23 protein-coding genes and 1 pseudogene are annotated in these 25147 nt (G+C 69.8%); 11 read left to right on the forward strand and 13 right to left on the reverse strand.

The window, feature by feature from the left end:
- Positions 1–3 precede the first annotated feature (3 nt).
- From ABZY89_RS09615 to ABZY89_RS09630, 4 genes are all read right to left on the reverse strand, one after another.
- On the reverse strand, positions 4–1287 hold the full coding sequence (locus ABZY89_RS09615) for an ABC transporter permease (protein ID WP_355226646.1): 1284 nt from the start codon (positions 1285–1287) through the stop codon (positions 4–6).
- Between the two features lie 5 nt (positions 1288–1292).
- Positions 1293–2573 (reverse strand): ABC transporter permease, encoded by a 1281-nt coding sequence (locus ABZY89_RS09620; RefSeq protein ID WP_355226648.1) that lies wholly within the window; start codon positions 2571–2573, stop codon positions 1293–1295.
- Positions 2570–4084 carry an ABC transporter ATP-binding protein gene (locus ABZY89_RS09625; RefSeq protein ID WP_355019712.1) on the reverse strand — a complete coding sequence of 505 codons (1515 nt, stop codon included), beginning with the start codon at positions 4082–4084 and terminating at the stop codon, positions 2570–2572. The genes ABZY89_RS09620 and ABZY89_RS09625 overlap by 4 nt, the downstream gene beginning before the upstream one ends.
- 114 nt (positions 4085–4198) lie before the next feature.
- Positions 4199–5287 (reverse strand): BMP family ABC transporter substrate-binding protein, encoded by a 1089-nt coding sequence (locus tag ABZY89_RS09630; protein ID WP_355019713.1) that lies wholly within the window; start codon positions 5285–5287, stop codon positions 4199–4201.
- Between the two features lie 179 nt (positions 5288–5466).
- On the opposite strand from ABZY89_RS09630, the gene ABZY89_RS09635 reads away from it, so the two are divergent.
- From ABZY89_RS09635 to ABZY89_RS09655, 5 genes are all read left to right on the forward strand, one after another.
- Complete coding sequence (locus ABZY89_RS09635) at positions 5467–5880, forward strand: cytidine deaminase (protein ID WP_355226649.1); 414 nt, start codon at positions 5467–5469, stop codon at positions 5878–5880.
- A 48-nt stretch (positions 5881–5928) separates the two neighbouring features.
- On the forward strand, positions 5929–6546 hold the full coding sequence (locus tag ABZY89_RS09640; protein WP_355226651.1) for a hypothetical protein: 618 nt from the start codon (positions 5929–5931) through the stop codon (positions 6544–6546).
- Between the two features lie 17 nt (positions 6547–6563).
- Positions 6564–7181: a hypothetical protein gene (locus ABZY89_RS09645; RefSeq protein ID WP_355226653.1), complete on the forward strand. Its 618-nt coding sequence runs from the start codon at positions 6564–6566 to the stop codon at positions 7179–7181.
- Positions 7182–7319: 138 nt separating this feature from the next.
- Positions 7320–8603 (forward strand): thymidine phosphorylase, encoded by a 1284-nt coding sequence (locus tag ABZY89_RS09650; protein WP_355226655.1) that lies wholly within the window; start codon positions 7320–7322, stop codon positions 8601–8603.
- A 203-nt stretch (positions 8604–8806) separates the two neighbouring features.
- Positions 8807–9850, forward strand: a complete 1044-nt coding sequence (locus ABZY89_RS09655) for a S66 peptidase family protein (protein WP_355226657.1) — start codon at positions 8807–8809, stop codon at positions 9848–9850.
- Positions 9851–9853: 3 nt separating this feature from the next.
- Here the strand turns inward: ABZY89_RS09655 and ABZY89_RS09660 are convergent, their stop codons facing one another.
- Positions 9854–10489 carry a helix-turn-helix domain-containing protein gene (locus tag ABZY89_RS09660; protein ID WP_355226658.1) on the reverse strand — a complete coding sequence of 212 codons (636 nt, stop codon included), beginning with the start codon at positions 10487–10489 and terminating at the stop codon, positions 9854–9856.
- Between the two features lie 56 nt (positions 10490–10545).
- Here ABZY89_RS09660 and ABZY89_RS09665 point away from each other — a divergent pair, with 56 nt between their 5' ends.
- Positions 10546–11493, forward strand: a complete 948-nt coding sequence (locus tag ABZY89_RS09665) for a hypothetical protein (RefSeq protein WP_355226660.1) — start codon at positions 10546–10548, stop codon at positions 11491–11493.
- Between the two features lie 434 nt (positions 11494–11927).
- Positions 11928–13007, forward strand: a complete 1080-nt coding sequence (locus tag ABZY89_RS09670; protein ID WP_355226823.1) for an isoprenylcysteine carboxylmethyltransferase family protein — start codon at positions 11928–11930, stop codon at positions 13005–13007.
- Here ABZY89_RS09670 and ABZY89_RS09675 read toward each other — a convergent pair.
- Positions 12915–13205: pseudogene (locus tag ABZY89_RS09675) on the reverse strand (MaoC family dehydratase); the annotation flags it as partial. The gene ABZY89_RS09670 and the pseudogene ABZY89_RS09675 sit on opposite strands and share 93 nt — an antisense overlap.
- Before the next feature lie 35 nt (positions 13206–13240).
- Here ABZY89_RS09675 and ABZY89_RS09680 point away from each other — a divergent pair.
- Entirely contained in the window at positions 13241–14320 is a 1080-nt protein-coding gene (locus ABZY89_RS09680; RefSeq protein WP_355226662.1) for an adenosine deaminase, read from the forward strand.
- On the opposite strand, the gene ABZY89_RS09685 is transcribed toward ABZY89_RS09680, so the two are convergent.
- Together ABZY89_RS09685 and deoC are read right to left on the reverse strand one after the other, a co-directional pair.
- Positions 14295–14906 carry an ATP-binding protein gene (locus ABZY89_RS09685; protein WP_355226664.1) on the reverse strand — a complete coding sequence of 204 codons (612 nt, stop codon included), beginning with the start codon at positions 14904–14906 and terminating at the stop codon, positions 14295–14297. The genes ABZY89_RS09680 and ABZY89_RS09685 overlap by 26 nt on opposite strands.
- 30 nt (positions 14907–14936) lie before the next feature.
- The gene (gene deoC, locus ABZY89_RS09690) at positions 14937–15605 is read right to left on the reverse strand and encodes a deoxyribose-phosphate aldolase (RefSeq protein WP_355226666.1); all 669 of its coding nucleotides are present in this window, start codon (positions 15603–15605) and stop codon (positions 14937–14939) included.
- 45 nt (positions 15606–15650) lie between these two features.
- Between deoC and ABZY89_RS09695 the strand changes: the two genes are divergently transcribed.
- A complete protein-coding gene (locus ABZY89_RS09695) occupies positions 15651–16220 on the forward strand; it encodes a hypothetical protein (protein ID WP_355226667.1) in 570 nt (189 codons plus the stop codon).
- 132 nt (positions 16221–16352) lie between these two features.
- On the opposite strand, the gene ABZY89_RS09700 is transcribed toward ABZY89_RS09695, so the two are convergent.
- The 3 genes from ABZY89_RS09700 to ABZY89_RS09710 form a co-directional block, all read right to left on the reverse strand.
- Positions 16353–18002 carry a phospho-sugar mutase gene (locus ABZY89_RS09700; protein WP_355226669.1) on the reverse strand — a complete coding sequence of 550 codons (1650 nt, stop codon included), beginning with the start codon at positions 18000–18002 and terminating at the stop codon, positions 16353–16355.
- Positions 18003–18759: 757 nt separating this feature from the next.
- Positions 18760–19557, reverse strand: a complete 798-nt coding sequence (locus tag ABZY89_RS09705) for a purine-nucleoside phosphorylase (protein WP_355226671.1) — start codon at positions 19555–19557, stop codon at positions 18760–18762.
- 29 nt (positions 19558–19586) lie between these two features.
- Positions 19587–20039: a gamma-glutamylcyclotransferase family protein gene (locus ABZY89_RS09710; RefSeq protein WP_355019727.1), complete on the reverse strand. Its 453-nt coding sequence runs from the start codon at positions 20037–20039 to the stop codon at positions 19587–19589.
- Positions 20040–20111: 72 nt separating this feature from the next.
- Between ABZY89_RS09710 and lpdA the strand changes: the two genes are divergently transcribed.
- Entirely contained in the window at positions 20112–21512 is a 1401-nt protein-coding gene (gene lpdA, locus ABZY89_RS09715; RefSeq protein ID WP_355226673.1) for a dihydrolipoyl dehydrogenase, read from the forward strand.
- Between the two features lie 48 nt (positions 21513–21560).
- On the opposite strand, the gene ABZY89_RS09720 is transcribed toward lpdA, so the two are convergent.
- Positions 21561–23384: an NAD(P)/FAD-dependent oxidoreductase gene (locus ABZY89_RS09720; protein ID WP_355226674.1), complete on the reverse strand. Its 1824-nt coding sequence runs from the start codon at positions 23382–23384 to the stop codon at positions 21561–21563.
- A 136-nt stretch (positions 23385–23520) separates the two neighbouring features.
- Between ABZY89_RS09720 and ABZY89_RS09725 the strand changes: the two genes are divergently transcribed.
- Positions 23521–24588, forward strand: a complete 1068-nt coding sequence (locus tag ABZY89_RS09725) for an SDR family oxidoreductase (protein ID WP_355226676.1) — start codon at positions 23521–23523, stop codon at positions 24586–24588.
- A gap of 11 nt (positions 24589–24599) precedes the next feature.
- Here the strand turns inward: ABZY89_RS09725 and ABZY89_RS09730 are convergent, their stop codons facing one another.
- Positions 24600–25133: a helix-turn-helix domain-containing protein gene (locus ABZY89_RS09730; RefSeq protein ID WP_355226678.1), complete on the reverse strand. Its 534-nt coding sequence runs from the start codon at positions 25131–25133 to the stop codon at positions 24600–24602.
- Between the last annotated feature and the right edge of the window lie 14 nt (positions 25134–25147).

Genomic DNA, 25147 nt, shown 5'->3' on the forward strand with positions numbered 1-25147 from the left:
GGGCTAGCCCTTTCGGTACGGGATGCCGTCGGCGGCGGGTGCGCGGGAGTGCCCGACGAGACCGGCGACGGCGAAGATCGTCACGACGTACGGCAGCATCAGCATGAACTGCGACGGCACCGGGGAGCCGATCACCGAGAGCACCGACTCGACGTTGGAGGCGAAGCCGAAGAGCAGCGCCGCCAGCGTCGCCTTGATCGGATCCCACTTGCCGAAGATCACCGCCGCCAGCGCGATATAGCCCGCGCCGCCGGTCATCTCGCGACCGAAGGACGGCACCGAGACGAGCGTGTACGTCGCTCCGCCGATGCCCGCGATCGCGCCGGCCAGCAGGATGGTGCGGTAGCGGGTCGCGATCACGTTGATGCCGACGGTGTCGGCCGCCTTCGGGTGCTCGCCGACCGCGCGCACGCGCAGGCCCCACTTGGACCGGTAGAGGGCCCAGGCGACGAGGAAGACGGCGGCGTACATGATGTAGACCAGCACCGTCTGGCGGAAGAAGATCGGGCCGACCACCGGGATGCCGGACAGCAGCGGGATCTCCAGGCGCGGGAAGTGGGGCGGGTTGTTGAGCGCCCCGGCGTTCTCCGAGAGGACCTGGGAGAACATGAAGCTGGTGAAGCCGATCACGAGCACGTTGAGGACGACACCGACGATGACCTGCTCGACCCAGTAGGTGATCGCGAACAGGCCCAGGAGCAGCGCGACCAGCATCCCCGCGACCATCGCGGCCACCAGGCCCGCCCACGGGCTGCCGGTGAGAGAGGCGACGATCGCCGCGCCGAAGGCACCGAAGAGCAGCTGGCCGTCGATGGCGATGTTGACGACGCCGGACCGCTCACCCACTACGCCGCCGAGCGCACCGAACACGAGCGGCACGGCCAGCGCCAGCGAGCCGGCGAGCAGGCCGACCACGGGCAGCGTCTTGCCCGCGACCGCCCAGGCCAGGAACCCGGACACGGCGATCACGGCGAAGGCCGCGACCAGCACCAGGGGAGTCTTGCGGCCGGCGCGAGCGTTCCAGGCCGCGTACGCCGTGCACAGCAGGCACAGCACCACGGCCGTCCACACGATGCCGTTGGCGGGCAGCGTGATGTCGGGGATGGCGAACCAGTCACCGTCGCGACTCCACCTGAAGGTGGAGTCGCCGGTGCGAGGAGCCAGGATGACCAGCAGCGCCACCAGCACGGTGAACACAGCCATGACGATGGGCGTCTTCCACAGGCCCGGGATGCGCTCGGCGACGACTGGTGCGTCGGAGTTGACCGAAAGATCGACACTGGACACGGTGCTCAGGCCTCCTTCGTGGGGAGTCGGAAGATCGCCTTCACCAGAGGTGGCGCGGCGAGGAACAGCACGATCAGGGACTGGATGACCAGCACGATGTCGACCGGGATGCCTTCGGAGGCCTGCATGAAGAAGCCGCCGGACTTGAACGCGCCGAACAGGATCCCGGCGGCCAGGATGCCGAACGGACGGGACCGTCCCAGCAGCGCGACGGTGATCGCGTCGAAGCCGATCCCGGCGTCGAGACCGCTGGTCGCGCCGTCGGTCACCGAGCCGAGCACCTGGTTGACACCGGCCAGGCCGACCAGGGCACCGGAGATCAGGAACGCGCTCAGGTAGGCGACCCCGACGTTGATGCCGGAAGCCCTCGCGGCGGCGGGGTTCTCGCCGACCGCGCGGAACCGGTAGCCGAGCGAGGAACGGTTGAGGATCCACCAGACCAGGAACGTCGCCAGCACGGCGAGCAGGAAACCGGCATGCAGGTTGAACTGCGGCCCGAGCAGGTCCGGCAGGATCGCCGACTCCGGCATCGGCGAGGACTTCGGGTTGCCCGACCCGGGCGCCTGGAGCAGCGACTTGCGGGTCAGGGCGTAGAAGACGAGGTAGTAGCCGATGTAGTTGAGCATGATCGTCACGATCACCTCGTGGGCACCGGTGAGTGCCTTGAGGAGGCCGGCGATCCCGCCCCACAGGGCGGCGGCCAGCGCTCCGACGAGGATCGCCAGCGGCAGGTGCACGATCATCGGCAGGTCGAGCCTGACCGCCACGAAGGCAGCCGCGGCGCCACCGAGCAGCATCTGACCACGGCCGCCGATGTTGAAGAGCCCGGCGCGGAAGGTCAGGCCGATGCCGAGCCCGGCCAGCGTCAGCGGCGCGGCGAACTTCATCGTCTCGGTGATCGGTTTGATCTGCTGGGCGAACGTGCCGCCGAGGTCGTTGTAGACCGCACCCCGCCACAGTGAGACGTACGCCCCCGAGATGGCCTCCCACGCGTAGAAGAACGTGTCGGAGGGGCGGGCGAAGAAGTAGGAGAGTCCGTAGCGGACGTCCTCGTCGGTGAAGAGGATCATCAGCGACCCGAAGAACATCGCGAGCACCACCGAGAGCACCGCGACCAGCGCGTTGCCCGTGGTGATCTCGCGCATCGCCACGTGCCAACGGCTCGCCCCGGGCACCTGGTCGGCATCGGACGAAGCCTTCGCCGCCTCAGCCGACTCAGTCGGCTCGGTTGCCTCGGTTGGCTCTGTCGTCTCGGCCGGCTCGTTCTCCGGCCCCTTCTCACTCACGACTCGATCCCTTCAGGAGATTCGCCGGCCATCATCAGGCCGAGGGTGTCGCGGGAGGTGTCGGCGGGCACGATGCCCACGACCCGTCCGCGGTAGAGGACCATGATCCGGTCGGCGAGGGCGGCGATCTCGTCGAGCTCGGTGGAGACCACGAGCACCGGGACACCGGTGTCGCGCGCGGCCACGATCTGCTGGTGGATGAACTCGATCGACCCGACATCGACGCCGCGCGTCGGCTGTGCCGCGACGAGAAGTCGCAGGTCACGGGAGAGTTCTCGGGCGACGACGACCTTCTGCTGGTTGCCGCCCGACAGCTGCCCGGCCAGGGTCGAGACCCCGGGGGCGCGTACGTCGTACTCGGCCAGCTTCTCCTTGGCGAAGGTGTCGAGCTTCTTCAGGTTCAGCGAGCCGCGGGAGACGAAGGGCTCGTCATAGCTGCGGTTGAGCATGAGGTTCTCGGCGATGGTGAAGTTGCTGACCAGGCCGTCGACCTGGCGGTCCTCGGGGATGAACCCGATCCCCGCCTCGAGTGCCTTGCGCACCGAGCGGCCCACGATCTCGCGGCCGTCGAGCTTGATCGAGCCCTCGACGTGCGGAGCCAGGCCCACCATGGCCTCGGTGAGCTCGGTCTGGCCGTTGCCCTGGACCCCGGCGACCGCCAGGATCTCGCCCGCGTCGATGTGGAAGCTGATCCCGTCGACATGGAGGTGGCCGGTCTCGTCGGCCACCGTGAGGTCGGAGACGACGAGTGCGCGCTCGCCCGGCTGCGCCGGGTCCTTGTGCACCTTGAGCTCGACCGGGCGCCCGACCATCAGGGCCGCGAGCTCGGCGTTGGAGGCGTCCGGGGAGGCCTCGCCGACGACGGTGCCGCGGCGGATGACCGTGATCCGGTCGGCCACCTCGCGCACCTCGCGAAGCTTGTGGGTGATGAAGACGATGCCCGTGCCGGACTCCTTGAGCTGGCGCATGATCGCCATCAGCTCATCGGTCTCCTGCGGCGTCAGCACGGCGGTCGGCTCGTCGAAGACGAGCACCTCGGCGTCGCGCGAGAGCGCCTTGATGATCTCGACCCGCTGCTGCACGCCGACGGGGAGGTCCTCGACGAGTGCGTCGGGGTTCACCTGGAAGCCGAAGCGGTCGGAGATCTCCCGGACCCGCTTGCGGGCGGCGTCGAGGTCGAGGCTGCCCGCGAACCCGGTGGCCTCGTGGCCGAGCATGACGTTCTCGGCGACGGTGAAGACGGGGATGAGCATGAAGTGCTGGTGCACCATGCCGATGCCGGCGGCCATCGCGTCGCCGGGACCCTTGAAGCGCTGCGGCTCGTCGTCGATGACGATCTCGCCCTCGTCGGCCTGGTAGAGGCCGTAGAGCACGTTCATCAGCGTGGACTTGCCCGCACCGTTCTCACCGAGCAGGCAGTGGATCTCACCCGGCTCGACGGTCAGGGAGATGTGGTCGTTGGCGACCAGGGAGCCGAAGCGCTTGGTGATGTCGCGAAGCGCGAGTCTCATGGCACGGATCATTCCTTGCAGGGGTGGAGAAATTCCGGAAGTACGTGGCGAGGGGGCCGGGTGCATCCGGCCCCCTCGTCGTGGTGGTCCCGGCGAGCGGGACCACCGGGTGAGTCACTCCGCCAGGTAGGAGTTGACCTTGATCGAGCCGTCCTTGATGCCCGCGGTGACTTCCTCGATCTCGTCGGGGAGAGTCTCGGAGACCTTCGACTCGAAGTTGTGGAACGGCGCCAGGCCGACCCCGTCGTTCTCGAGCGTGCCGACGTACGGCGTCGCGTCGAACTTGTCCTCACCCGCGGCGAGGATGACATCCGTGGTGGAGGTCTTCATGTTCTTCAGGATGGAGGTGAGCACGACGTCCTGGGTGTTCGGGTCGGTCTCGTAGAAGTCGGCGTCGACACCGATCAGGGCGACCTCCTTGCCGGAGTCGGCGATCGCGGTGAGCGCACCCTGGTAGATCGGGCCGCCGACCGGCAGGATCACGTCGGCGTTCTGGTCGATGATCTGGCGGGCGGTGTTGGTGGCCTTCTCGTTGGCGACGAACTCGCCGGTGAAGGAGCCCTTCTCGCCGCCCTCGTAGCCGACGACCTTGACGTCCTTGTTCTTGGTCTTCGCGTAGTACTCGACGCCCTGCTTGAACCCGTCCATGAAGATCGTCACGGTCGGGAACGGCTGGCCACCGTAAGTGCCGACGACGCCGGTCTTGGTGTAGTCGGCGGCGACATAGCCGGCCAGGAACGCGGCCTGGGCGGTGTCGTAGAGGATCGGCTTGATGTTCTCCGCGTCCGTCTTGCCGTCGAAGTCGGCGTCGGCCGCGTCGTCGATCAGGACGTACTCGGTCTCGGGGTTGGCCTTGGCGGACTCGATGGTCGCCGCCGACAGCGCGAAGCCGACGGTGACGATGGTGTCGCAGCTCTGCCCCACCAGGCCCTCCAGGTTGGAGGTGTAGTCGTTGGGGCTGTTGGACTCGACGTCCTTGAACTTCGCGCCGAGCTCGTCGGCGGCTTCCTTCACGCCCTCGTAGCTGAGCTGGTTGAACGACTTGTCGTCGAACCCGCCCTCATCGGAGACGATGCAGGGAAGGTAGTCGCTGTTTCCCTCCCCGGCGCGCTCGGCCGGCGCCTCTCCGCACGCGGCGAGCGCGGCAGCGGTCAGGACCGCGGCGAAGCCGCCGGCGGCGGCCTTCTTCATGTTGTTCTTCACTGGTGCCTCCAGGTCGTTGCTCCGCGAAGCGCGGCGCAAAGGACATTCATGTCCGAACGTTCTCCCCAAAGACCGAGCATTGCCAGGGATTACGCGAACGGTTACCAACTTTTGATCTCGACGAAGCCTAAGCCTCGTAGCTTGTGCTTGGTTGTCCGGACAGGCTTTAAGGTCGAACCATGACCGAGAAGCAGACGTACGCCGCAGAGGGCTTTGACTGGGAAGGCCTGCGTGCGCAAGCGGTGGAGGCCGCAAAACATGCGTACGCGCCCTACTCCAACTACTCCGTCGGAGTGGCCGGAATCGCAGAGGACGGACGCCTGCTCAAGGGCTGCAACGTGGAGAACGCCGCCTACGGCGTGACGCTGTGTGCCGAGTGCGGGCTCGTCTCCTCGCTGCACATGACCGGCGGTGGCCGCCTCACCCACGTCGTCTGCGTCAACGGCTCCGGCGAGGTCATCATGCCCTGCGGCCGCTGCCGTCAGCTGCTCTGGGAGAACGGTGGCCCGGAGCTGCTGCTGATGACCGTCTCAGGCGTGAGGCCGATGTCCGAGGTCCTTCCCGACGCCTTCGGCCCGGAGAACCTCGCGTAACCGAACTGCGTGCTGCCAGGTTGAACGGCCACATTCTCGGAGGTCACCATGACGTACGCAACGCCCGCCCATCCACCGACTCCGCAGCAGCCGCCCGGAACGAAACGGTGGGTCTGGTTCGTCGTCGGCATCGCCGGTGGCCTGGTCGTCGGTCTGATCGGAGCAGGGATCTTCGTGCTCGCGCGCGCGGCGAGCGGTGGTAGCGATGACGAGCGGCCGAACATCGAGGCGCTGGTCGGTGAGAACTACTGCTACCGGATCGCCGAGAAGCTCGGCATGGACTACGTCGGCGACGACCTGTCGGGCGACGCCTTCGGTCTGGACTACGGCGGCACCTGCACCCTCACGGAAGCGAACCCCGCCTCGGAGGAGTTCGGGCACAGGCCCGAGGCGAGCTTCGAGATCGAGCTGTGGAACCTCCATCCCCTCATCGACTGGGTGCGCGACTGTCATGACGGCCAGCGAGCGGCGGGCGTTGTGATTCTGCCGGGTGAGCAAGACGATGACACCTGCGTCGTGACGGCGTCCAGGAGCAGGATCGGGTGGGCCGGCCGGATGCTCACGGACTCGCTCAGTCTCACGGTGAGGCCCGACGGGAGTGAGCATCCACGAATCGACGTACGCCTGGTCGAGATCCTCGACGCCGCAGAGAGCGAGCTGTCATGACGTCGGGAAGCTCTGCGATGTCACGGGTCGTGCTTCCGCTGATCGGTGGAGCAGCGGTCGCCATCGCTGTGGTCGCTGGTGTGGTCGGTGGCGCGGTCGCGCTGCTCGGACCGAACGAGAGCGAGGCCGGGACTCCTCCTCCCGACGTCTGTTCGAAGGTGTCTGACGTGCTGCCGCCGGAGCTCAGCCAGGTCGGCGACGTACGACGTACGGACTCGGTCGACGGCGTCGTGCTGTGCTCGTTCCGAGGCGTCACCCCGGCAGGGGACACCTCGGTTCTCGTCAGCCTCACGACGATCGGCGAGACCGGACCCGCCGCGCGGATGGAGGAGGACCCGGAGCGCTTCGTGTCGCTTCGCTGCGGTGCGCTGAAAGGTTTCGCGATGATGCCTCAGGGCCCTGGTATCCCGGAGGGAAGCTACGACGAGGTGCCCGACAAGTGGTGTGCGGCCACCGAGGTCCGGGCGGGTGAGAACGACAATGCCGAGGCCGAGGCCGGGGCGGGCACCGTTCACAACAGGGTGGAGCACATCGGGGGCAGTTCGTACGTGCAGGTGACCATCCTCCGGTCCGGTGTCGAGATCGAGGGACTGGAAGAGCTCGGAGCCGACGTCGTCGAGGCGCTACGGACCTGAAGCTCCGACGAGAAGTGGTCAGTTTGGGCTGTCTCCGTGGGCTCGAGGAGGCCCAAAGTGACCACTTCTCCGGGCGGTCGTGTGTGAGGGGCGTCGTCCGGTAGCGGACCTGCGGCAGTCGCGCCTTACGCTGTCCGCATGGCGGAACATGATGCGGTCGAGGTGATCCTCGCCAAGCGCGATGGTGGCGAGCTGAGCGACTCCCAGATCGACTGGATGATCGCGGCCTACACGGCCGGGATCGTGGCCGAGGAGCAGATGTCGGCGCTCAACATGGCGATCCTGCTCAACGGGATGTCGCGGCGCGAGATCGCGCGGTGGACGGCGGCGATGATCGCGTCGGGCGAGCGGATGTCGTTCTCCTCCCTGGACAGGCCGACCGCCGACAAGCACTCCACCGGAGGCGTGGGCGACAAGATCACGCTGCCGCTGGCGCCGCTGGTCGCCGCGTGCGGCGTGGCGGTGCCGCAGCTGTCCGGGCGCGGGCTCGGCCACACCGGCGGCACGCTCGACAAGCTCGAGTCCATCCCCGGGTGGCGCGCGTCGCTGTCCAACGAGGAGATGCTGGCTCAGCTCGGGTCGGTCGGCGCGGTGATCTGCGCGGCAGGTGAGGGGCTGGCCCCGGCCGATCGCAAGCTGTACGCGCTGCGCGACGTCACCGGCACCGTCGAGTCGATCCCGCTGATCGCCTCCTCGATCATGTCCAAGAAGATCGCCGAGGGCACCGGGGCGCTCGTCCTCGACGTCAAGGTCGGCGCCGGGGCGTTCATGAAGACGCTCGCCTCCGCGCAGGAGCTGGCGCGCACCATGGTCGATCTCGGCACCGACGCGGGCGTCAACACGGTCGCGCTCGTGACCGACATGGCCACCCCGCTCGGCCTGACCGCCGGCAACGCGATCGAGGTCGCCGAGTCCGTCGAGGTCCTGGCCGGCGGCGGACCCGCCGACGTCGTCGAGCTCACCGTCGCGCTGGCCCGGGAGATGCTGGCCGCTGCGGGTGTGTCCGGCCCGGACCCCGCCGACGTGCTCGCCTCCGGCAAGGCCATGGACGCCTGGCGGGCGATGATCTCGGCCCAGGGCGGCGATCCGTCGGCGCCGCTGCCGGTCGCCCGTGAGACCCACGTGGTCACCGCGCCGACATCCGGTGTCCTCACCCGGCTCGACGCGATGGCCGTCGGACTCGCTGCCTGGCGCCTCGGCGCCGGGCGGGAGCGGAAGGAGGACGCCGTGCAGGCCGGGGCCGGGGTCACCTGGCACGCTCGCCCGGGCGACTCCGTCGCTGCTGGTACGCCGCTGTTCACCCTCCACACCGACACCCCTGAGCGCTTCGACCGTGCGCTGGCCGCGCTGGAGGGTGGCTACGAGATCGAGGACGGGGCTGCGTACGAGGCGACGCCGCTGATCCTCGACCGCATCGGCTGACCGCCCACCGCTGGTCATCTCGCTGGTCGGGCCCGCGAGCGCCAGCGAGCGGTGTCGAGACCAACACGTCCCCTGTCGCGCGCTCGATGGGGCCGTGTTGGTCTCGACACGGATTCGTTCGTACCTCACGAATCCGGCTCGACCAGCGGGGGGAGAGAGATAACCATTCGCGCCGCACGCCTGCTGGGAACCAGACTTCACCCATGGAGATCGTCAAGCCACCCAAGGCCGTTCCGGGCGACAAGGTCGCCGTGCTGTCACCCTCGTTCGCCGCACCCGGGGTGGCACCCGCGATCCACGAGCAGGCGCTGAAGCGGTTGACCGAGGTGACCGGGCTGGTGCCGGTGGAGTATCCGACGACGCGGAAGGTCGGTGCGACGCCGCAGGAGCGGGCGGCCGATCTGAACGCCGCCTTCGGCGACCCGGAGATCCGGGCAGTGCTGGCGACGATCGGCGGCGAGGACCAGATCACTGTGATCTCTCACCTCGATGCCGACCTGGTGCGGGCCGACCCCAAGCCGTTCCTCGGCTACAGCGACAACACCAACCTCCTCAACTGGCTGTGGACCAACGGCGTCGCCGCGTTCCACGGCGGTTCGACGCAGGTCCACCTGGGGCCGGGACCAGCGCTCGACCCCGTTCACGAGGCCTCGCTCAAGGCTGCGCTCCTCACCGGCGAGACCCTCGAGATCACCGAGCCGGGGGAGTCCGAGGACATCGGCCGCGACTGGAACGACCCACGGGCGCTGACCGAGTACGGCGAGCGTGAGGCGACCGAGCCGTGGACCTGGGCCGGCCCGGCCCGCGAGGTCACCGGACGCACCTGGGGCGGCTGCATCGAGATCCTCCAGTGGGCACTGACCGCAGGACGCTTCCCGGCCGACCCGGGGGTGCTGGCGGGCGGCGTACTCCTCCTGGAGACCTCCGAGGAGCTCATCCCGGCGCAGGAGTTCGGCTGGATCACCCGCTCGCTGGGCGAGCGTGGGCTGCTCGAGGCGATCGACGCGGTGATCGTCGGCCGCCCGCCGACCTCGGACTTCGAACGCCAGCCAAGCGCCGAGGAGCGTGCCGCCAAGCGCGCCGAACAGCGCGACGCGGCGATCGAGACCGTCGCCCGCTACAACCCCGACGCGGTGGTCGTCGTCGGCCCACCGTTCGGGCACACCCGGCCGCAGTGGATCGTGCCCTACGGCGGCGAGATGACCGTCGACGGCACCTCCCGGCGTCTGTGGGCCGACTACTCCTGAGGGCTACCGGCGGCCGGGGAGCTTCATGGTGAGCAGCTTCGCCCGCGGCGCCAGCCGCTGGGCGAGGGCGAAGACGTCCTCGGTGCGCCGGCGATCGGGGTCGATCACGGAGAACAGGTTGACGCCGAGGTAGAAGGTGATGGCCGCGTTGGCCACGTCGCGCGCGGGCAGCAGCTTGCCCAGCGGCGTGCCGCGGGTGACGCGGTCCCAGTGCTCGGCGACGAAGTCGAGCCACGGCTCGGCGCGCTCGGTGATCTCCTTGCGGAGGTCCTCGTTGGTGACCGCGGCGGCGATCATCTCGCTGAACTTCGCCAGTGACCCGCGCTCCAGGTCGGTGCGGTAGATCGTGACCGCGGCGGCGGTGAACTCCTCGACCGTACGGACCTCCGCCATCGTCGCGCCGTGCGCCTCCATTCGCGCGGCGGTGTCACGGTCCATCGCCGCCAGCAGGAGCTGGTCGACGCCGCCGAAGTGGTAGAAGACCAGCGCCGAGGTGACCCCGGCGGCGGTGGCGATGTTGCGCGCCGAGGCGCCGGCGTAGCCCTTCTCGCGCAGCACCTCGTCGGCGGCGTCGAGCAGGCGTCGGCGGGTCTCCTCGCTGGTCTTCTCGGTCCCGGCTGTTCGCTTCCGTGGCGGCATGTGCTTATCGTACGCTTTAATCAGGTGATTAAACCTAGCGATCAAGGAGCCGGACCATGACTGACGATCCCCGTGCGGAGAAGAGACCGAGCCGCGAGCGCCTGGTCCTCGCCGCCCTCCTGCTCGCCGTCTTCGGAGCGATGCTGTTCGCCAAGGCCCTCGCGAGCGGAGGCCTGGAGCAGACCGCGATGTTCTACGTCGGCATCCCGGCGCTGATCGCGGTGACCGTGGTGCTCACCGCCCGGCCGCGGAGCGCCGTCGGACTCACGCTCGCCGTCACCACCATCGGGCTCGCCCTCGCCGGGCCGCTCCTGGACGAGGGAGTCGTCTGCCTGATCATGGCCGCTCCGCTGATCTACGGCGTGGCCGCCCTGATCGCCTGGCTGGTGTCCTTGCTGGTCACGCCCGGGCAGCGGCACCACCAGGCGCTCGTCGCCGCGCCGCTGCTCGCGGCAGCCCTCATCGAGGGCGTCGCCGGGGTGAGCTACCTGCCGCGCGAGTCGGCTGCCTCCGCGACGGTCATGGTCGACGCGTCGCCGCAGGCGTACGCAGCGGCGCTCGCCGCGCCGCCGGCGTACGGCCCCTTCGACGCCGTCCTGCTGAAGACCGTGCCGTTCCCGCATCCGGTCTCGGCGACCGGATCCGGGCTCGAGGTCGGCGATCGGCGGGTGGTCAGGTTCAACGACCGGAAGTCGCTCGGTCTCGGCGCGGAGCCGACGCCGCGGTCGATGACGCTGCGCGTCGCGGAGTCCGACATCGACACCGATGCCGGGCGCGTGGTCTTCGAGGTCACCGCCGACAGCACGCTGTCGCGGTGGATGGAGCTGCAGTCGGCGACCGTCGCATGGCACCGGGTCGGCGACCGGACCGAGACGACCTGGACCCTCGACTGGGCGCGCACCTACGACCCGTCGTGGTACTTCGGACCGCTCCAGCAGCACACCACCGGGCTCGCGGCCGGCTATCTCGCCGACACGTTCGCCGCCGCCGCGGCCGGCAGCTGAGCGTGGCGATGAGTACCGATCCCGCCGTCGTACGCAGCCTGGGGCTCGCGCTGCCGGTCGTCGCGGTCGCGATCATGTGCGTCCGGCGCCCGCCGAACCAGCGCGAGCTGGCGGCGATGATCGTCGCCTCCGCCTGGTCGCTGCTCGTGCTGCTTCCCGTGAACCTGGTCGCGCAGCGGCTGGGATGGTGGGCCTACGACGTCGACGGCGCCGTGTGGCAGGGCATCGCGGTCGACCTGTGGCTGGCGTGGGCCTTGCTGTGGGGTGCGTTGCCCGCGCTCCTGCTGCGTTCGGGATGGCCGGCCGTCGGGATCGCGGCGGGGCTGGTCTGGGTGGACCTGGGCGCGATGCCGCTGGCCCATCCGGCCGTACGTCTCGGCGAGACCTGGCTCGTCGGCGAGCTGGTCGCGGTCGCATTCGTGCTGGTCCCGGCCATGCTCCTGGCCCGTTGGACGCTGCTCGACCGCCATGTCGTCGCCCGCGGCTGGGCGCAGGCGCTCTGCGCCGGTGGACTCATCGTCGGAGGGCCGCTTGCCGTGCTCGCGCCGGAGCCGCGCTGGCCGGACGTGATCACCTCGGCGGGCATCCAGCTCGCCGTCGTCTGTGCGCTGCCGAGCGTCGCCGCGATGCGCGAGCTGGCGATCGTCGGCCGGGGCACCCCGTTGCCCTACGATCCGCCGACCCGGCTCGTCACCTCCGGCCCGTACGCCTACGTCCGCAACCCGATGCAGATCAGCATGGTGCTGGTCTTCGTCGCCCTGGCGCTCACGTTCGGCGACGCGTGGCTGCTGGTCGCCGCCGTCGCGGCTGCGGCGTACTCGGTCGGGCTGGCCGCCTGGCACGAGGGCGCCCAGCTGCGGACGGCCTTCGGGGACGGCTGGGTGGCCTACCGGGCCGAGGTGCCGTCGTGGGTTCCGCGGTGGCGCCCGGCGGTGATCGACAGCGGGACCCTGTGGGTGGCTGCCGACTGCGGGATCTGCTCGGAGGTCGGCCGCTGGTTCCTGCGGCACGAGCCGCGCGGGCTCGCGATCAGGCCGGCCGCCGAGCACCCCGAGGTGCTCTACCGGGTGACCTACGAGTCTGCGGGCGTCAGGGTCAGCGGCGTCGCCGCGGTGGCGCGGGCACTGAACCACATCGACCTCCGCTGGGCGATGGCCGGCTGGGCGCTCGGGCTGCCCGGCGTACGGCATCTGGTGCAGCTCTGCACCGATGCCTTCGGTGCCGGTCCGCGGCCGTCGCGCTCGGCCGATCCGGCCTCAATCCGCCAGGAGCAGGACGACCGACTCCGCGACGCATGCGGGCTTGGCGGAGCCCTCGATCTCGATCGTCGTCTTCACGACGAGCTGGAGGCCGGTGGGGAGCTCGGTGACCTCGCCGAAGGTGATGATCGGGCGGATGCGGGAGCCGACCAGGACCGGCATGGGGAACCGGACCTTGTTGAGGCCGTAGTTGAGCTTCGCGCCGGGGGTCTCCAGCGAGTAGACGCTGACGCCGAGGTAGGGGATCAGCGATAGCGTCAGGTAGCCGTGGGCGATGGTGCCCCCGAAGGGACCCTCCTTGGCCCGCTCCTCGTCGACGTGGATCCACTGGTGGTCGCCGGTGGCGTCAGCGAAGGCGTTGACGCGGTCCTGGTCGACCTGGAGCCATTCGCCGGTGCCGATCTCGGTGCCTGCGGCGTCGGAGACTTCTTGGAGAGTGGTGAAAGTGCGCACCCCCGGAATCTAGCGGCATACGGAATGATGGGCCCATGGAACCGTCCGACATGCAGATCAAGGCCGCCCCGAAGGTGCTGCTCCACGACCACCTCGACGGTGGCGTACGTCCCTCGACCCTCGTCGAGCTCGCCGCTCAGGTGGGTCACCGGCTGCCGGAGGGGACCCAGGACGATCCGGTCGCGCTGGAGGAGTGGTTCGTGACCAGTGCGGACTCGGGGTCGCTGGAGCGCTACCTCGACACCTTCGCGCACACGCTGGCGGTCATGCAGACGCTGCCCGCGCTGACCCGGGTGGCTCGCGAGTGCGTCGAGGACCTGGCCGAGGACGGCGTCGTCTACGCCGAGGTCCGCTGGGCGCCGGAGCTCCATCTGGCCAACGGTCTCGAGCTGGACGAGGTCGTCGCGGCCGTCCAGACCGGGTTCGACGAGGGCATGGCTGCCGTCGCGGCGACCGGTCGGAAGATCGTCGTACGCCAGCTGCTCACCGCCATGCGGCAGGCCGCCCGCGCCGCCGAGATCGCCGAGCTCGCGGTGACCTGGCGCGACCGCGGGGTCGCCGGGTTCGACATCGCCGGGCCGGAGAAGGGCTTCCCGCCGAGCCGGTTCCTGGCGGCGTTCGAGCAGCTGGCCGCCGACAACATGCGCTTCACCATCCACGCCGGGGAAGGCTTCGGGCTGCCCTCGATCTGGGAGGCGGTGCACCCCTGCGGCTGCGACCGGCTCGGTCACGGCGTACGCATCGTCGACGACATCACCCTCGAGGAGGGCGAGGCGCCGCGGCTCGGCCGGCTCGCCGCGTACGTCCGAGACCGTCGGATCCCGCTCGAGCTCTGCCCGCGCTCCAACGTGCAGACCGGGGCGGCGAAGTCGATCGCCGAACACCCGATCGGGTTGCTCTACGACCTCGGTTTCCGGGTCACCATCAACACCGACAACCGGCTGATGTCACGCACCTCGATGTCGGCGGAGATGGCCGGCATCGTGGAGGCCTTCGGCTGGGGGCTGCCCGAGCTCCAGCGACTGACGACCAATGCGATGAAGTCCGCGTTCATCCCCTACGACGAGCGGGTCGACCTGATCCACGAGATCAAGGACGCGTACGCGGCCCTGTGAGTCGTTCGATGGCGACGTGGCCGTGCTTCGGGTAGACCGCGGTGCAGCCCTTCGCGACCGCGTCCGCGACGACCTGCGGCTGCGCGCGCATCAGTGCCAGGCCCCGCTTGACCAGCACGAACGGTGGTTTGCGGTGCTCGCGGAGATCGCGGGTGAGCCGGCGCCAGAACGTCACCGTCGGTGACTGGGTGACGCAGTAGGCGGCAGCCAGCAGCCCCGCGTCGCGGCACTCGGCGACGATGTCCTGGGCGAAGATCCCCTCGGCGACGAAGTACGGCTCGTCCCCGAGGGTCAGCGACTGCCAGCCGGTGCGGCCGTCGTGGGCGATGTCGTAGACGGGTACGTCGGCGGTGCCCGACTCGCAGAGCGCCGTGATCGTCTTCATCGCGTCATCGGGGTGCCAGGAGTCGGGGTGGTCCCAGTCGACCAGGCCGGCGTTGGGACCCTCGGTGATCCGGGGGAGCGAGGGGTCGGAGCCGTCCTTGTAGAAGTCGTCCAGCCTCAGGACCGGCAGGCCGAGCCGCTCGGCCAGGCGGGACTTGCCGGCGCCTGAAGGGCCGGCGAGGACGATGACCTGAGCGCGCACCGGAGCATTCTCGCCTGTGCCGGGCCGAAGTCAGTAGCCGGCGCCGGGGGTCGACCCCGACAGCAGCGCGCGCGAGCCCGAGACGCCGAGCCTGGTCGCCCCAGCGGCGATCATCTCCTCGGCCTGCTCCATGGTCCGTACGCCGCCCGAGGCCTTGACGCCGAGGTCGGGGCCGACGGTCTGGCGCATCAGCTTCACGGCGTGGACGCTGGCGCCGCCGGCGGGGTGGAAGCCGGTGGAGGTCTTCACGAAGTCCGCGCCGGCGCGGACGGCCGCCTGGCACACGCCGACGATCTCGTCGTCGTCGAGCGCCGCGGACTCGATGATCACCTTCAGCACGGTGGGGGCGGGAACGGCCGCCCGGACGGCGGCGATGTCGGCCTCCACGTCGGGGTACCGCTTCTCCTTCGCGGCGCCGACGTCGATGACCATGTCGACCTCGTCCGCGCCGGCGTCGACCGCGGCGCTGGCCTCGGCGGCCTTGATCGAGGAGAGGTGCTTGCCGCTCGGGAAACCGCAGACGACCGCGATCTTCAGCTCGGCCGGCGCGTTGACCGGGAGCATCGAGGGAGAGACGCACACCGAGTAGGTGCCGAGCTCGGCGGCCTCCAGGATCAGCGCCTCGACGTCGGCATGGGTCGCCTCGGGCTTGAGAAGGGTGTGGTCGATCAGCTTCGCGATGTCAGCGGGGGTAGGCACGGCCTCAGCATATGCATCTACACCCCGAGGGCTAAGGTTTGCGCCGTGAATGACGATCAGCCCGAGGAGTGGTTCCGCAACTCCAGCAGCACCACGTGGGGACTCCTCTCGGCAGGGGCCGCGATCGCGGTCGTGGTGATCGACGCGGTCACCGGCTGGCACCCCGAGACGACGGCGGGTGGGGTGCTCTTCGCGCTGGTCGCGTACGCCGCGTTCGTCCGCACCAAGGTCGGGGTCAGCGACGGCGACTTCGTGCTCCACCACCTCTACTCGACGGTGCGCTTCCCGATGGCCGCCCTGGAGAGCGTCTCGGTCGGCCGCACCCTCGGCGCCTACGCGGGCGGCCGCACCTACGTCAGCGGCGCCGTCGGGCGTCCGATGCGGGAAGCGATCAAGGGTGCCAAGCGCGACCACAAGCCGCTGAGCAACCACGCCGACTTCATCGAGGACCGGCTCAACGGGCTGGCCCAGGACGCCCGCGACCGGCGCCGGATCAAGCGCGACTCCGACGAGCAGTTCGCCCTCGCCGAGGACGTACGCCGCAGTTGGGACTGGCCGCTGATCGCCGTCACCGGCGTCGTGGCCGTCGTCTTCGTGGTCCTGCTCGTGATCTGACGACGCTGGTCGAGCCGCCGGAGCCGCTAGGCGAAGGCGTGTCGAGACCAACACGGTCGACTCGGCGCTCGAAAGGGCCGTGTTGGTCTCGACACCGCTCGCTGGCGCTCACGGGCTCGACCAGCGGGGAAACTAGACGCCGAGGGCGGCGCGGATGTCGACCTTGAGCGCGCCGAGGGCGATCTCGGCGTCGGCCCGGGCCTGCGCCAGGGCGTCGGGTGAGTCGACCGGCTCGACGACCTCGAGGTAGCACTTGATCTTGGGCTCGGTGCCGCTGGGCCGCACGATCACCCGTGACCCGCCGGCCAGCTGGTAACGGATCCCGTCGGTCGGCGGAAGGCCGCCGATTCCGGTGGTGAGGTCGTCGAGCTGCTGCACGGTGGCCCCGGCCAGCGCGGTCACCGGCCGGTCTCGGAGGCGCTGCATCGCGGCCGCGATCTGGGCCGGGTCCTCGAGCCGGACGGAGAGCTGGGTCGTGGCGTGCAGGCCGTGCTCGACCGCGAGGTCGTCGAGCAGGTCGGCCAGGCCGCGGCCCTCCGCCTTCAGTGACGCCGCCAGCTCGCACAGGAGCAGCAGCGCCGAGATGCCGTCCTTGTCGCGTACGTGCTCGGGGTCGACGCAGTAGCCCAGCGCCTCCTCGTAGCCGAACGCGAGCCCGGGCGCGCGCGAGATCCACTTGAAGCCGGTCAGCGTCTCGGCATAGGCCTGGCCCGCGGCTGCGGCGATCTTGCCGAGCAGCGAGGAGGAGACGATCGAGGCTGCGTACGTCCCGGTGACGCCCTTGCGGATCAGGTGGGTCGCCAGCAGCGCGCCGACCTCGTCACCGGTCAGCATCCGCCACTTCTTGCCGACCGGGATGGCGGCAGCGCAGCGGTCGGCGTCGGGGTCGTTGGCGATGACCAGGTCGACGCCCTTCTTGCTCGCCAACGCCATCGCCCGGTCCATCGCCCCGGGCTCCTCGGGGTTGGGGAAGGCGACGGTCGGGAAGTCGGGGTCGGGCCGCTCCTGCTCCTTGACCACCAACGGCTCGGGGAAGCCGGCGAACTTCATCGCCAGGTTCACCAGGTCGCCGCCGACACCGTGCAGCGGCGTATAGACCGTATTGAGGTCACGCGGGCCACCCTCGGTGAGGAGCCCGACGACCGTGTCGAGGTAGCTGTCGACCAGGTCCTCGCTGATCACCTGGCCGGCCGGACCCTGCGGGACCGAGCTCACCTTGTCGACCGCCGCGATCCGCTTCGCGATCTCGATGTCGGCCGGCGGCACGATCTGCGAACCATCACCGAGGTAGACCTTGTAGCCGTTGTCCTGCGGCGGGTTGTGGCTGGCAGTCACCATCACCCCAGCACTCGCGCCCAGCGCCTTGACGGCGTACGCCAGCACCGGCGTCGGCAGCGAGCGCGGCATCACCAGCGCCGGGAGGCCCGCTCCGGTCATCACCTCGGCGGTGTCCTGGGCGAAGACGTCGGAGTTGTGCCGGGCGTCGTAGCCGATCACCACCGGCCCCTGCGCGCCGGCCGCGAGCAGGTAGCGGGCCAGCCCCGCGGCGGCCTTGATCACGACCACCCGGTTCATCCGGTTGGGTCCTGCCCCGAGCGCGCCCCGCAGTCCGGCGGTACCGAACTGCAGCATGCCCGAGAACCTGTCGGCCAGCTCGGCCGCGGCACCTGGGGCCGTGGAGGTCAGGAGGCTCTCGAGCTCTGCTCGGGTCTGTGCATCTGGGTCATCGGCAAGCCATTCCCTGGCCTGGACGACGAGCGCAGATTGATCTGTGGGGACCATGGATCTGACCCTAGGTCATCGGGTGGCGGAAGATGGAGGGGCTTATGTCGTTTCGTGGCTGGGGTTTGCCGCCGACCCTTTCTTGAAGGGTGTTCTCGGCGGCGCCCGGAGTAAAGGACGGCCTTCGGCCGCCGGCTTCGCCGGTCGCCTGCGGCGATCCTTGACACCGGGCTCCGCCGAGAATTTTGGCTGGTTATCGGGTCGGCGGCAGGGGTTTGGCGCGGCGATTTGGGTTGGGCGGGGGCTGGGGATCTTGGGTGGTCGTCGCGTCTGCGGCGGTCGGCTGGGTTGTGCGGAAGGAATTTTCTTTCCGCAAAGGGCCCCTGCCCGAAGGGCTGGTGGCGGGGCGAACGAATTTTCGTTCGTCCGGGATCCGCTCCGGGACTCGCGCGGATAGGTGCCCACGGCGAGGCGAACGAAAATTCGTTCGTCTCAAGATGCTGCCTCGACCGGGGGTGGGGTTGGTGGGGTGAAAGAAATTTTTCTTTCACGCGGAGACCCCATGGCTGGCGTAGGTGTGGAGCGGTCACCCTCCGTGGCTTGAGTATCCCGCGGTCACACCCGGGCCGCCGCCCCGATAGCCAGCCAAATCTTTTCTCGATCTGGTCCGGAGTCCAGGACCGCGAAGCGGCCGGCGTAGCCGGCGCCCGAAGGGCGTCCTTGACGCCGGTCCAGGTCGAGAGACCCTCAAAGAACGGGTCGGCGGCCCCCCAACCCCGAAGAAAGATCCCGCGACAAGCGGCGGACCAAGGTCGACTCAGATCTTGGGCAACAGATCGCCCAGAAGCGCGCCCATCCGAGTCGCCGCGTTGCGCCCGGCCTGGAGGACCTCGGCGTGATCGAGCGGCTGGTCGGAGATGCCGGCGGCCAGGTTGGTGACCAGCGAGATCCCGAGGATCTCCATCCCCGCCTCGCGGGCCGCGATCGCCTCGAGGGTGGTCGACATGCCGACGAGGTCACCACCGATGATGCCGGCCATCTTCACCTCGGCCGGGGTCTCGTAGTGGGGGCCGGGGAACTGGACGTACACACCCTCGTCGAGCGAGGAGTCGACCTGCTTTGCCAGCCCTCGCAGGCGCGATGAGTAGAGGTCGGTGAGGTCGACGAAGTTGGCGCCGACCAGCGGAGAGGTGGCGGTGAGGTTGATGTGGTCCTTGATCAGTACCGGGGTGCCGGGAGACCAGGACGGGTTGAGTCCGCCGCAGCCGTTGGTGAGCACCATCGTCGAGCAGCCTGCGGCCGCGGCAGTGCGTACGGGGTGCACGACGGCGTCGACACCCTTGCCCTCGTAGTAGTGGGTGCGGCTGAGGAAGACCAGCAGGTTGCGACCGCTCGCCGAGCGGATCGAGCGGATCTTGCCGCTGTGGCCCTGGACCGCGGCGGCGCTGAAGCCCGGCAGGTCGGTGGTGGCGATCTCGGTGTAGTCCTCGCCGAGCGCGTCGACGGCGGGCAGCCAGCCCGAGCCCAGCACCAGCGCGATGTCGTGCTTCTCGATGCCGGTCTTCTCCGCGAGCGCGGAGGCGGCTTCCTTGGCGAGTTCGTAAGGCGTGGTCACTCGCTGAGTTTAGACCTGCCCGGACCGGCTCAGTCGTTGGACCTGCAGGGCCGCGTACGCAGCGCGTGCACGTAGTCGGCCGGTGCCCCGGCCGCCTCGGCGGCATCGGCCAGCGCGCCCAGGTGGCGGGCGTCCGGGATGCCACCTTCGTACGTGTCCAGGACATAGGTCTCGCAGAGCAGGTCCTCGGCGAGAGCGGAGATCCGCACCTTGGTCTTGAAGTAGAGGCCGATATCGGCCAGCTCCCACTTCTCCAGGGCTTCCATGTCCTGGTCCACGACGTCGTAGACCGCGACGAAGACCTGCTCGAACGGGTCCTGGACGATCGTGGCCGTCGGTCCGTCGCCGAGCACGTTGTCCTCGCCCCCGAAGGTGAGTCGCCAACCGCCCAGCCACCCGGTCGTACGCAACGGCGAATGCGGGCACCGCTCACTCATCCGCGCCGGGTCGAGATTGACGCCATAGGCCGCATAGAGAGTCACGGGTCACGAGGTTACCGCCCAGTCCTCACCCGCTTGGGATCTATCTGTTATTGGCGGTCTACCCTTGGGTACGTGACCCACTTTGATGTTCTCGTCCTCGGCGCTGGCCCCGGTGGCTACGTCGCCGCCATCCGTGCCGCTCAGCTCGGCAAGTCCGTCGCCGTCGTCGAAGACAAGTACTGGGGCGGTGTCTGCCTCAACGTCGGGTGCATCCCGTCCAAGGCGCTGCTGCGCAACGCAGAGATCGCGCACATCATCACCCACGAGAAGAAGACCTTCGGGATCTCGGGTGACGCGACCATGGACTTCGGCGCGACCTGGAAGCGCAGCCGCGGCGTCGCGGACGCGAGCGCCAAGGGCGTGCACTACCTGATGAAGAAGAACAAGATCACCGAGATCGACGGCTGGGGCACCCTCTCCGGGCCGAAGTCGATCGCCGTCAAGGGCAAGGACGGCGCCTCGACCGACTACACCTTCGACAACCTGATCATCGGCACCGGCGCGACCGTCCGCTCGGTCCCGGGTGTCGTGCCCAACGGGCAGAACATCGTGACGTACGAGGAGCAGATCCTCACCGAGCAGCTGCCGAGCTCGATCATCATCGGCGGCTCGGGCGCGATCGGCGTCGAGTTCGCCTACGTGCTGAAGAACTTCGGCGTGGACGTCACGATCGTGGAGTTCCTCGACCGGATGGTGCCGACCGAGGATGCCGACGTGTCCAAGGAGCTGCTGCGCCAGTACAAGAAGCTCGGCGTCAACGTGCTGCTCTCGACCGCGGTCAAGGGCGCCGAGGACACCGGCTCCGGCGTGAAGGTCAGGGTGGCTCCGGCTGCCGGCGGCGAGGAGCAGGTCCTCGAGGCCGACAAGTTCCTGGCCGCCTTCGGGTTCGCGCCGCGGGTCGAGGGCTTCGGCCTCGAGAACGCCGGCGTCGAGCTCACCGACCGGGGCGCGATCGCGGTCGACGCCCGTGGCCGCACCAACGTCGAGGGCATCTACGCCATCGGTGACTGCACCGGCAAGCTGATGCTCGCCCACACCGCCGAGGCGATGGGTGTCGTCGCCGCCGAGACCATCGCCGACGCCGAGACCATGGAGATCAACTTCGACATGATCCCGCGGGCGACGTTCTGCCAGCCGCAGATCGCCTCGTTCGGCTACTCCGAGGCGCAGGCCAAGGAGAAGGGCTACGACGTCAAGACCTCGTCCTTCCCGTTCTCCGCCAACGGCAAGGCCCGCGGCATGGCCGAGGGCGTCGGCTTCGTGAAGATCGTCGCCGACGCCGAGCACAACGAGATCCTCGGCGCCCACATGATCGGCCCCGAGGTCACCGAGCTGCTGCCCGCGCTGACCCTCGCCCAGCAGTGGGACCTGACCGCCGACGAGGTCGCCCGCAACGTCTTCGCCCACCCGACGCTGTCGGAGGCGATGAAGGAAGCCATCGAGGGCATCGCGGGTCACATGATCAACCTCTGACCTGCTGAGAGGCCCGGGGACGCGTACGTATCGCATCCCCGGGCCTCTTCACGTCCGGGGCACGGTGAGCGCTTCGTCGATGGAGGTCTCGCGCCAGGCGCGGAGCTCCTCGTGGAAGGCGACGGCGGAGCCCGGGTAGCCGGTGGGGACGTCAGGACGCCCGGCGCCCTCGGCGTTGTAGTAGCCCGGGGTGCACTCGGCGTGGAACCAGGCATGCCGTGGCGCACCTTCGGCGAGCCGGCGGGCCCAGGCGTCCTCGGCCTCACGGGACGGCTCGACGAGAGCGCCGCGCGCCTCGGCGGCGACCACCAGCGCGGCGGCGTGGACGGCCTGCTCGTCGAGGATGTGGCTGAAGTTCACGCTGCTGGCGTTGTGGAGCGAGCCCATCTTGAGCAGGTTGGGGAACCCGCTGGACGCGAAGCCGTGCAGCGACCGCGGGCCCTCCTGTGCCCAGGCCTGGAGGAGCTGTACGCCGTCGCGACCCGTCACTTCCAGCCTTCCCGAGGTGATCCCCGAGACACCGACGGAGAACCCGGTCGCGAAGACCAGCGCGTCGACCTCGTACTCGACCCCGTCCACGACCACGCCGCGCTCGGTCATCCGCTCGATGCCGTGGGAGTCGGCGGTGTCGACGAGGGTGACGTTGTCGCGGTTGAACGCGGGCAGATACCTGTCGGAGAACGTCGGCCGTTTGCAGGCGTAGCGATACCAGGGCTGAAGCGCTGACGCGGTCGCCGGATCCTCGACGATCTCGGTGACCCGGGCGCGGATCCGCTCCATCGTTGCGTGGTCGAGGGCCTCGTACGCGGCCTCGAACTCCTCGTTGCCCTGGCCGGCCTCGTCGCGGCGGAAGCTCGGCAGCAGCTTCTCCAGCAGCGCCGCCGACTCGGTCCAGGCGTCGTCCACGAGGTCCTCGTCGACGCCCGGGACGGCCTCGCCGGAGACGAGCCGGAGGAAGTTCTCGCGGCGCTCGGTGGCCCAGCCGGGGCGGTCCGCGCCGACGTCGGCGGCGGTGAGCGGGCGCTGGCCGCGTACGCCGACTGTGGAGGGGGTGCGCTGGAAGACGTAGAGGTGCTCGGCATCCTCGGCGAGCATCGGCACCGCCTGGATGCCGGTCGCTCCGGTGCCGACGATGCCGACCTTCCGGCCGGCCAGGCCGGTCATGCCGCCCTCGGGGGTGCCGCCGGTGTAGCCGTAGTCCCAGCGCGAGGTGTGGAAGGTGTGTCCCGCGAACGACTCGATCCCGGGGATGCCGGGCAGCTTCGGCTCGGTCAGGGTGCCGGTCGCTGTGATGACGTACGTGGCCCGGAACTCGTCGCCGCGATCGGTGGTCACCAGCCAGCGCCGGTCGGCATCGTCCCAGGTCAGCGAGGTCACGGCGGTCGAGAAGAGCGCGTTCTCGTAGAGGTCGAACTTCTCGGCGATGCGTACGGCGTGCTGCCGGATCTCCTCGCCCGGGGCGTACTTCCAACGCGGGATGTAGCCGGTCTCCTCGAGCAGCGGCAGGTAGACGGTCGCGTCGATGTCGCAGTGGATGCCGGGGTAGCGGTTCCAGTACCAGGTGCCGCCGAAGTCGCCGCCCTTCTCCACCACGCGCACCGACCCGATGCCCTGCTGGCACAGCCGCGCGCCGGCGAGGATGCCGCCGAAGCCGCCGCCGACGACCGCCACGTCGACCACGTCGCGGACCGGATCGCGCTCGGCGCGCTCGGTGTAGGGGTCCTCGGCGAAGTAGCCGAACTCGGCCTCGGTGGGGCGGTACTGCGCGGATCCGTCGGGACGTACCCGGCGCTCGCGCTCGGCGGTGTAGCGCTCCCTGATCTCGCTGGCGCGCTCGGGGGTGACCGGGTTCTCGCAGCGCGGCAGGGTCATGTCGCGGCTCCTCTCGTGGGGTGGGGTCTGCCCGGTGCGCCGACGAGGGTCGCGAAGTGCCCCGAGCGGCATTCGCGGTTACGATAGCCGAAACGGACAAGCGTGTCCGGATCGCCTCCGACGAAAGGCCGCCGCCATGTCGACCCTCACCGCCTCCTCGCCCGTACGCAGCTTCCTGGCCCATCCGGTGGCCGGGAAGGTCCTGCGCGGCATCATCGCGGCCGGCGGCGGCACCGAGGAGGCGCTCGCGCCGGCGCTCGGGCTGCCGCTGGACAAGCTCGTCGAGATGTCCGGCGGCAGGTTCCCGGCCGAGGTCGTCGGGCTGCTGGTCGGTGTCGCCGAGACCGGCGTGATCCCCGACGGCGTGCCGACCGTCGACGCCGCTCCCGCGAGCGCGCCCGCCGAGCCCGCGGCCGACCTGGGCATCGAGATCGGCTCGCCCCAGCCCTGGACCGAGGTGCTCACCGGCGGCCGGTTCGCCGGCCAGACCGTGGTGGTGACCGGGGCCGCGGGCGGGATCGGGAAGGCGGTCGCGGCGCGCATCGTCGGCGAGGGCGGACGGGTGGTCGGCATCGACGTCTCGGCCGAGAAGCTGTCCATGACCGCGAGCGAGCTGGGCGAGAGGTTCCTCGCGCTGGCCGCGGACATCACCGCGCCGGAGACCGCAGCCGCCGTCGTGGCCGCCGCAGGCGAGCGCATCGATGCGCTGGCCAACGTCGCCGGTGTGATGGACGACGACGCCGCTCCGCACGAGATCGACGACACGATCTGGACCCGCTGCATGTCGGTCAACGTCGACGGGCCGATGCGGCTGATGCGCGCGGTGCTGCCCGGGATGCTCGCCGCGGGTGAGGGCCGGATCGTCAACGTCGTCTCGGAGGCCGGGCTCCGCGGCTCGGCGGCCGGTGCTGCGTACACGACCTCGAAGCACGCCCTGGTCGGACTGACGAAGTCGGCGGCGTTCCAGTACGCGGGGACCGGCGTGCGTATCAACGCGCTCGCTCCCGGCGCGGTCGCGACCGGGATCCACGTGCCCAAGAGCGCGCCCTACGGCTCGTCCCGGACGGCCGGGATGCGCGTCGCGATCCCCGGCATCGCCACCGCCGAGGAGCTCGCCGCCTCGATCACGTTCCTGCTCTCGCGCGACTCGGTGAACATCAACGGAGCCGTGGTCGCCTCCGACGGCGGCTGGTCGGCCGCCTAGAAACCCCGGGCTCAGACGCCCGGCGTGACCGGGCCGATCTCGATCCCGAGCAGACCCCACGCCCGGCGGGCAGCGGTCTCGCGCGCCTCAGGCGTGGGTCCGTGCACGCCGCCGGAGACCATCGCGACGGCGAGCATGAGGTCGTCAGTGTCGTAGCTCTCCCTCGGGAGACCGCCGATGGCGGTGCGTACCCGATCGGCGAGGAAGAGGGAGCTCTCCTCGTCGCTGAGCCGGATGATGCCGACGAACGCGGTCGAGTGGATCATCTGCCAGGTGACGACGCCGAGCACATCGGCCAGCGTCGCATCGGGGCGGGCGGCGACCTGCTCGATGTCGCGCACGTTCTCCTCCAGCACCGCGGTGGCCAGGGTGAGCCGGTCGGGGAAGTGCCGGTAGAGGGTGCCCTGGCCGACGCCGGCGCGCTTGGCGACCGCCGACATCGGCGCGTCCAGACCCTGCTCGGCGAGCACCTCGCGGGCGGCGGTGACCAGGAGGTCACGGTTGCGGACCGCGTCGCTCCGGGTCGGGTTGGCAGGGCTGGTCATCCCAGCAGAGTAAT

Origin of the sequence: Nocardioides sp. NPDC006303 (genome assembly GCF_040613175.1) — a bacterium.
Taxonomy (GTDB): domain Bacteria; phylum Actinomycetota; class Actinomycetes; order Propionibacteriales; family Nocardioidaceae; genus Nocardioides.

Bases quoted from the DNA above. Each gene is read 5' to 3' on its own strand.
- ABZY89_RS09635 (WP_355226649.1), top strand. From the start codon at position 5,467: ATGACCGAGAAGCAGACGTACGCCGCAGAGGGCTTTGACTGGGAAGGC.
- ABZY89_RS09680 (WP_355226662.1), top strand. From the start codon at position 13,241: ATGGAACCGTCCGACATGCAGATCAAGGCCGCCCCGAAGGTGCTGCTC.
- ABZY89_RS09670 (WP_355226823.1), top strand. From the start codon at position 11,928: ATGCTCCTGGCCCGTTGGACGCTGCTCGACCGCCATGTCGTCGCCCGC.
- ABZY89_RS09725 (WP_355226676.1), top strand. From the start codon at position 23,521: ATGTCGACCCTCACCGCCTCCTCGCCCGTACGCAGCTTCCTGGCCCAT.
- ABZY89_RS09650 (WP_355226655.1), top strand. From the start codon at position 7,320: ATGGCGGAACATGATGCGGTCGAGGTGATCCTCGCCAAGCGCGATGGT.
- ABZY89_RS09730 (WP_355226678.1), bottom strand. From the start codon at position 25,133: ATGACCAGCCCTGCCAACCCGACCCGGAGCGACGCGGTCCGCAACCGT.
- ABZY89_RS09655 (WP_355226657.1), top strand. From the start codon at position 8,807: ATGGAGATCGTCAAGCCACCCAAGGCCGTTCCGGGCGACAAGGTCGCC.
- ABZY89_RS09625 (WP_355019712.1), bottom strand. From the start codon at position 4,084: ATGAGACTCGCGCTTCGCGACATCACCAAGCGCTTCGGCTCCCTGGTC.
- ABZY89_RS09700 (WP_355226669.1), bottom strand. From the start codon at position 18,002: ATGGTCCCCACAGATCAATCTGCGCTCGTCGTCCAGGCCAGGGAATGG.
- ABZY89_RS09640 (WP_355226651.1), top strand. From the start codon at position 5,929: ATGACGTACGCAACGCCCGCCCATCCACCGACTCCGCAGCAGCCGCCC.
- ABZY89_RS09720 (WP_355226674.1), bottom strand. From the start codon at position 23,384: ATGACCCTGCCGCGCTGCGAGAACCCGGTCACCCCCGAGCGCGCCAGC.
- ABZY89_RS09665 (WP_355226660.1), top strand. From the start codon at position 10,546: ATGACTGACGATCCCCGTGCGGAGAAGAGACCGAGCCGCGAGCGCCTG.
- ABZY89_RS09645 (WP_355226653.1), top strand. From the start codon at position 6,564: ATGTCACGGGTCGTGCTTCCGCTGATCGGTGGAGCAGCGGTCGCCATC.
- ABZY89_RS09660 (WP_355226658.1), bottom strand. From the start codon at position 10,489: ATGCCGCCACGGAAGCGAACAGCCGGGACCGAGAAGACCAGCGAGGAG.